Annotated in this window: 2 protein-coding genes and 2 pseudogenes; all 4 read left to right on the forward strand. The window is 32.9% G+C overall.

The annotated features are described in order from the left end of the window. Nucleotides 1-2,231 (forward strand): annotated as a pseudogene (locus tag GJV76_RS15765) (hypothetical protein); the annotation flags it as partial. Between the two features lie 45 nt (nucleotides 2,232-2,276). Next, nucleotides 2,277-5,552 carry a hypothetical protein gene (locus GJV76_RS14860; protein ID WP_155093374.1) on the forward strand — a complete coding sequence of 1,092 codons (3,276 nt, stop codon included), beginning with the start codon at nucleotides 2,277-2,279 and terminating at the stop codon, nucleotides 5,550-5,552. Nucleotides 5,553-5,564: 12 nt separating this feature from the next. Further along, entirely contained in the window at nucleotides 5,565-6,104 is a 540-nt protein-coding gene (locus GJV76_RS14865) for a hypothetical protein (RefSeq protein WP_155093375.1), read from the forward strand. Nucleotides 6,105-6,401: 297 nt separating this feature from the next. Further along, nucleotides 6,402-7,064: pseudogene (locus GJV76_RS14870) on the forward strand (hypothetical protein); the annotation flags it as partial.

Genomic DNA, 7,064 nt, shown 5'->3' on the forward strand with positions numbered 1-7,064 from the left:
ATACAACCAATGAGAGCTTTACTTTAGTTCCAGAGAACGATGTTGATTATTTAGTAATCACAGACAGTAAGGGAGGCACAGTAAAATTAGACGTTGTAGAAATCGCTAAGAGTGATAAGTTCATCACTGAGCTTTCCGAAAATAAAAACTTCATCGATAAGATTACCAATAACAATGAGTTTGTTGATCAAATCATCAATAAGTTAAAAGGTAAATACGGGAATGTTATCTATGAGAATAAGAAATTCTATAGTGTTGACCCAACCACAGGTAACAAAACACCAATAGACTGGAGTGATTTAGATACAACCAATGAGAGCTTTACTTTAGTTCCAGAGAACGATGTTGATTATTTAGTAATCACAGACAGTAAGGGAGGCACAGTAAAATTAGACGTTGTAGAAATCGCTAAGAGTGATAAGTTCATCACTGAGCTTTCCGAAAATAAAAAATTCATCGATAAGATTACCAATAACAACGAGTTTATTGATCAAATCATCAATAAGTTAAAAGGTAAATATGGGAATGTTATCTATGAGAATAAAAAATTCTATAGTGTTGACCCAACCACAGGTGACAAAACACCAATAGACTGGAGTGATTTAGATACAACCAATGCCAGTTTTACTTTAGTTCCAGAGAACGATGTTGATTATTTAGTGATCACAGACAGCAAAGGTGGAACAGTAAAATTAAGTGTAAAAGATATAGCAGCAAGTCAAACATTTATTGATGAAATTACTAATAATCCTAAGTTTATTACCAATATTAAAAGCTTACAGGCTTATGGAGAACTTATTGATCAAACTTCTACAGAAAATGTATCTAAAGTTAAGTTAGCTAAGAAGTTTAATAATGGTAAAGAAAACAATGCAGCTGTATTATTTGCAGAGACTCTAACAGCATTAAACCGTGGTACAGACAATGCAAACAATAAATTGATTGCATATAATTATGTTGATGAAACAGGTAATATTGCTTCGACTCAAATCACTGTGTCTAGTGATGTAATTAATAATTTTGACGAGATTATAAAATCTGACAACGTTAAAAAAGAATTGAACAAATTCATTACAAACGCAACAGGTAGTGTATCAGTAAGTAAGGATAGCGCGACAGGTAATATTACAATCTCTTATAAAAATGGTGAGAATCCAGAATCTTTAGATTTAACTAATGAAGTAAAACGCGTTCAAAACTATGGAAGAGTAACTAGTACACCAGCTGATATGGCTTCTAAAAAAGGAGCAGGATTTACATATAACAACGGTAAATTGGCAGCAGGTGATTATAGTGAAACGGTAACTGATTTACTTAAAAAAACAGTTGAAGTTAATCTACCTGATGCTACAAAAGGTAAATCTATCTCTTATGATTATAAAGATGAATCAGGAAACGTTCATACAATAACACTTACACAAGATGTTGCAGATACCTTTAAGACAATTATTAATCAAGGTGATAATAAAACTTACCTTGAAGACATTGTTAAGAAAGTAGTAATTAGTCAAGGTAGTAAAGTTACTGTTGAAAAAAGAGGTACAGAGGTATTTTTGATTGTTGTTAATGGTACAGATAGACAAGAAATTAATTTATCTCAAGAGATTAAAAATAGTGCATACTTAGCATCTTTAACTTTAAAAACAACTGGAAATCTTTCAGATGTTAAAGCAGGTTTTGTCTTTAAAGATGGTAAAAACCCTCAAGAGGTTACCTTCTCTGAGACATTAACTCCAATAGAACGTATAGCACCTGCAGGTAGTACACCAATTACTACACCAAATGGGGATTTAACTTATTACGTATATAAAGATGAAACAGGTACTGCTAAAAACATTACAGTTTCACAAGACGTAAGTAATGATTTTGAAACTATTATTAATCAAGGGAACAATAAAACATTTATTGAAAATATATCAAAAGGTGGAAACTTATACTCAACTGCCAAAGAGACAATAGTGGGGAAATACAATGATAAGGATATCATGAGATATGTTGTTGAATTAACTCAAGCAACGTCTTTTACTTCATTAGAATTGCCAAAAGCAATTGAAGGTATGGTTATAGAGGCTACTTTGATTAATAAAGGTACTAATGCAATTGTGCGAGGTGTGATTGGTAAACAAGTAGTTGCTGGTAAAACAACTATAGCAATAGGTACTGTTGGTACAATAATAACAAGTAATCCAGCAGGAGAGTATTGTGTAGTTATTGAATATGTGAAAAAATAGAGACAAAAAGTCGAAATATTATAATAACAATTTAAATTATTGGATATGTTTAAATATATATATAGATTTTTAGTTCTTCTATTGATCTTTTTTAATCCATCTGAGCTGTTGGCTCAGGTGGATTACCCCGGAGGGGTTTATGGTGTTCAAGTTTGGTTGAAACCTGATCATTCTATTAAAATGTATGGTCAAACCACACAAGTTGATGGTTGGGCTAATGCTTCTGTTGCACTGCAGAGAAATGCTAATTTTAGTTTTAGTAATCTAACCGGAACAAATAGTAATAGTAAACCTCAGAAAAGACCTTCTTTTGTTAAAGGGAGTTATAAGATGAATTTTAATAGTGCATTAGTCTTCGATGGAGCTCATTTCTTAGCATCCAATACAGGTGTGCCTACAACAGGTGAGTTAACCGTTTTTGCTGTATACATTGCTCTAAAAGAAGCAGGTAGTACAAGGATGTATTATGTCGGTTTTGGAGGAACTGATCCAAGAGGTTCTTCTACAAGAAAACCTCCATTAGGATTTAGTCCAGAGAAGAAAGATGCTAAAGGTGGAGGAAGAACTTTTGGGCCTGGATATATTGATGGTGAAGGAGGATATGTTAAAAATACCACAGCATTACAAACTTCATTATTGAAAGAGAAAGACTATACGAAGTTTAGATTCAATGGTGCAGATTTTTCAGAAGATAAAAAAGGAAAAAGTTTGCCTGGACCTACTAGTACGTATTTTAAAACTGATGGAGGTATGACTCTTGGTGGAGCCAGTATTCACGATAGTGGTGGTGGACCTATGGGAGGACAATTAGGAGAGTTAATTGTTTATAATAGAATTCTTACTGCAAGTGAAATAAATAAGATTGAGAGTTACTTAGGAACAAAATATGGTATTACACTAGATGGGGTTGCATATACTTCCTCTACAGGTAATGTATTTTGGCCTTTTGGTAGAACAGGAATTGGTTATCACAATAACGTGGCAGGTATTTTTAGGGATGATAATAATACAAGTATAAGTGTTTCAAGGTCTACTGCGGCTGGAGCTGTATTGACTGTAAATACTATAGGAACAGAGTTTGAAGCGGGAGTTGGTGTTATTCATGAAGTAGAACTTCCTGATGATAATACAGCTATTTATTGGGGAAGTAACCAAGATGATGGTGGTGTTTCAGTTCCTATTAATGAACCAGGTTGTGATTTTAACTTTGCCTTGAAAGATAAGTTTTGGAAATTTAAAAAAACAGGACTTCCTAAAACAACTGTTGAAGTACGTGCCGGTGGTGAATCCTTTGCCTATCAAGGACCAGGATATGAAGTCAGAATGCTTGTAGCTAAAACAGAAGCAGATGCTTATGCTGGAAGATGGTTGGCTGTGATTCCAGGAACTTATGTAGGAGGTGAACTTGAAGAGCATTTGTTTAATCTGCCTTTAGATCAAGATGAACTCTATATTACTTTTGGGGCAAAACCTTCACCTGGATTTTGTGTTGGATGTTCCACTAATATAGCAGGAAATTATAAGTTTAGTTCCCAAACTTGGAAAAGTGGAAGTAAATCAGTTACAAATTTAAAAGCAACAAATGGTATTCGTTTTGATGTAGATTTTAAGACTTTTAGTAACGGGACTGAAAATGGATCAATGCAAATGAGTGGATATCCAAGAGTATCAAATGGAACATTACTTGAGTCTAGATTCAAAGGGGTTAAAGGAAGTGATGATAATTCAGCCGTAACAACAATTAGATTTAAAGATGGAGCTACTTTTGCTAAATTTAATATCTATGGAATAGATAAAACCACTCTTATAGCAGATGAAGTTGAAGTAATTGGTTATTGTGGTGATATTGCTTACAATGCTATACTTTCATTCAATACAAAAGATCCAAGTAAGCAAACTTTTACGATTGGAGGTAGAAAAGCAAATGGTACTAAACGATCAAGTATTACTAATAAAAATGCAGCTGCAATAGTGGAGTTTCCTCATGAGGTAAATAGAATTGTAATAAAACATAACTTACATTATCGTACAAGCTCAAGAGGATATCAGAATATAGCTATTGGCGATTTTGAATTCAATTGTCCTCGTCCTGCTAATCCGAACCCTGATGGTATAGAGTATACATTACAAGCACCTGCAAAGGTGGTGTCTTGTACAGATTTTCTTTACACATTCAAAGTTTGGAATTATGCTTGTGAGGCTCGTTATGTAAAAATTGATGATGAATTACCAGAAGGCATGACATGGGTTAATGAAGGAGTAACTTCTTCTCAGTTTGCTTTTAATGAAGCCAAGTTCAATAATTACGGCGGTACAAGAGTTTTGAGTATAGATAAAGTTAGACTATCACCTGGTACTTTTACTACGATTACAGCAAGGGTTAGGTTTGACGATAATGCGGTACCGAAAATTTATGAGAATAGAGGTAAACTAACTTATGAAAGTCTTAATGAAGGTAAGGAGATTACGATAGAGAGTTGTGACTATAATAATTTTACGGAATGTGTATCAACTAAAGTTGAAATGATTCATCAAGATAGGGTTTTGTCTCCTAAAATTAAACTTATTCCAGTATCGAGAAGATGTTATAAAGACAAAGGGATAATTACTGTTAAAGCTTCCATTGAAAATCCAAATCCATCTATAGACTTTACAGATTTGAACTTTACATTTACTTATAATGATGATTTTATCTTTAAGTCATTTAGTTCAAATTTCGGAAATGGAACAGAAGTCAAAGAGGACGGAATTCATATTGTGGAAGGATTAAGTATTAATGGAGGAAAAACACTTGAGTTGACTTATGAAGTACAAGCTCTAGATTTTCTGGCACTAATTGAAGTGGCAACAGGTAACAAATATACCAAACCACGCGATGTACCAGATGAGGATATTGCAAAGGTAGTAGAATTTGGTGCACAACTCGAGTTAGTTGGTAATTCTGAAGATGAATGTATCAATGCTAGTTTAGAGGATGCGTATGTTAATTTGGATCCAACAATTCCATTTTGTGGTAGGGATCTATCATGTTACTATCCTCCTGTTTCAGGACAAATTACTAAAAAGAACAGTGATTTTGTCATGATGACTACTTTAGATCGCAGTAAAGGGGAATCAATATCTACCAGTGATATTAATGCATGGTTATACTTAGAATCTAAAACGAAAGGTTTCGTTCCTACTCGTTTGAGTGAAGCACAGATTGGAGCTATTGTTGATCCTGTGGCAGGTATGTTGGTTTATGATACAACAAACAAGTGTTTGAAGTTTTATGATGGAACAAAATGGGCATGTATTTTACAGTCTTGTCCAGATAATTAAAAAGGGATTATTATGAGAAAGATTTTATTACTATTTGTTTTTTTGTTTAGTTTATTTATGACTTCACAAAAGACTTTTAGTCAACAGGCTATTATTGGTACTAAAGCAAATTATATTTCTTCGAGTTCTATTTTAGAATTTCCAGATAATGATACGAGAGGTGTGGTCTTGCCTAAGGTAGATAGTAGTGTAGTTGTAGGTGCAGTCGAAGGGACTTTAATATTTGATGTTTTAGATAAAAAAGTAAAATATTGTACGGGTAATGGTATGTGGGAAGATTTGTCTATCAACGAAGGGGTTGTTGACACGGCTATGCAAGATGGATTAAGTGAGGTAAGTGGTGCTCGTACCCTTATTGGTAATGACGCCAATATTAGTACTGAAGGTGTACTGGTTTTAGATAGTACAAATCAAGCACTTGTGTTACCACGAGTAGAGAGCCCTCACTTAAAAATGATTTCTCCAAGTTCAGGTACTATTGTTTATGATACAAAATCAAATATGATTTGCATATTTAATGGAAAAGAATGGGCTTTTTGGGGTAATGAATAAGTTTTTTATTTGATTGAATTATACTTAGGAAAGGGATAGCTTTTTAAAGAGCTATCCCTTTTTTTATTTTCCTTTTTGCATAAGTAAAGTCAGTGATTTTCTATTATTACACTACACGTTTTAGTACTATTTGTGATTGTTTTTTAACAATAGTTTTATGTTGTAAATAGTTGTGGTTTTAATTAGTTGTGGTTTTTTTTGTATAAATTATGTTTGTAATAATTTGATTTTTGAACTTTTATTGTGATTTATATCGTAATTTTCGTTAAATTTGAATTAAGTGTAAAAGTAAAAGTTATGAAAAAAAGAATTATACCTATCGCATTCTTGCTTAGTGGTATGGTTTCTTATGCTCAAGTTGGGATAGGAGTTAAGGAACCAGATAAATCAGCAATCTTAGAATTACAAGCAAAAGACAAAGGTCTTTTAATACCAAAAATTGCATTAACAGGTTTATTTGATACTCAATCAATCTATGGTAATAACCCCAAAGAAGGCTTGTTAGTTTATAATACTACCAACAATGGAGACGCATTACTTCCTGGTTATTATTTTTGGGGAATTGACTATAATGATAAAGAAAATCCAAATCGACCTCAGTGGGTTAAAATTGGAGATAACTTATCTGATAAAGTAAATAATAAAATGATGAGTTATGGTATAGAAGATAATGCTGCTGGGCAAAAAGTTTTCTCAATTACTGATGCTCATGGTCATACTATTGATGTGCCTCTTATTGATTTACAATTAGTAGCAACATTAGAAAAATCTAAAACTAATAAAGCAGCTTATGTTTATACTAACGAACATGGGCATGAATTTGTTATTGATGTTTTGGCTGATGTAATAAATCATTTTGGAGATATTATTAATAATGATCAGGTAGTTCAAAATATTGTAAATAAACTAAAAGGTAAGTTTGGAAATGTCATCTTTGAAGGCGACAAGTTCTATACTGTT

The organism is Myroides albus, assembly GCF_009711045.1.
GTDB classification, from domain to species: Bacteria; Bacteroidota; Bacteroidia; order Flavobacteriales; family Flavobacteriaceae; genus Flavobacterium; species Flavobacterium album_A.

Excerpts from the sequence above, each read along its gene's own strand:
- GJV76_RS14865 (WP_155093375.1), top strand. The coding sequence starts at position 5,565 with ATGAGAAAGATTTTATTACTATTTGTTTTTTTGTTTAGTTTATTTATG.
- GJV76_RS14860 (WP_155093374.1), top strand. The coding sequence starts at position 2,277 with ATGTTTAAATATATATATAGATTTTTAGTTCTTCTATTGATCTTTTTT.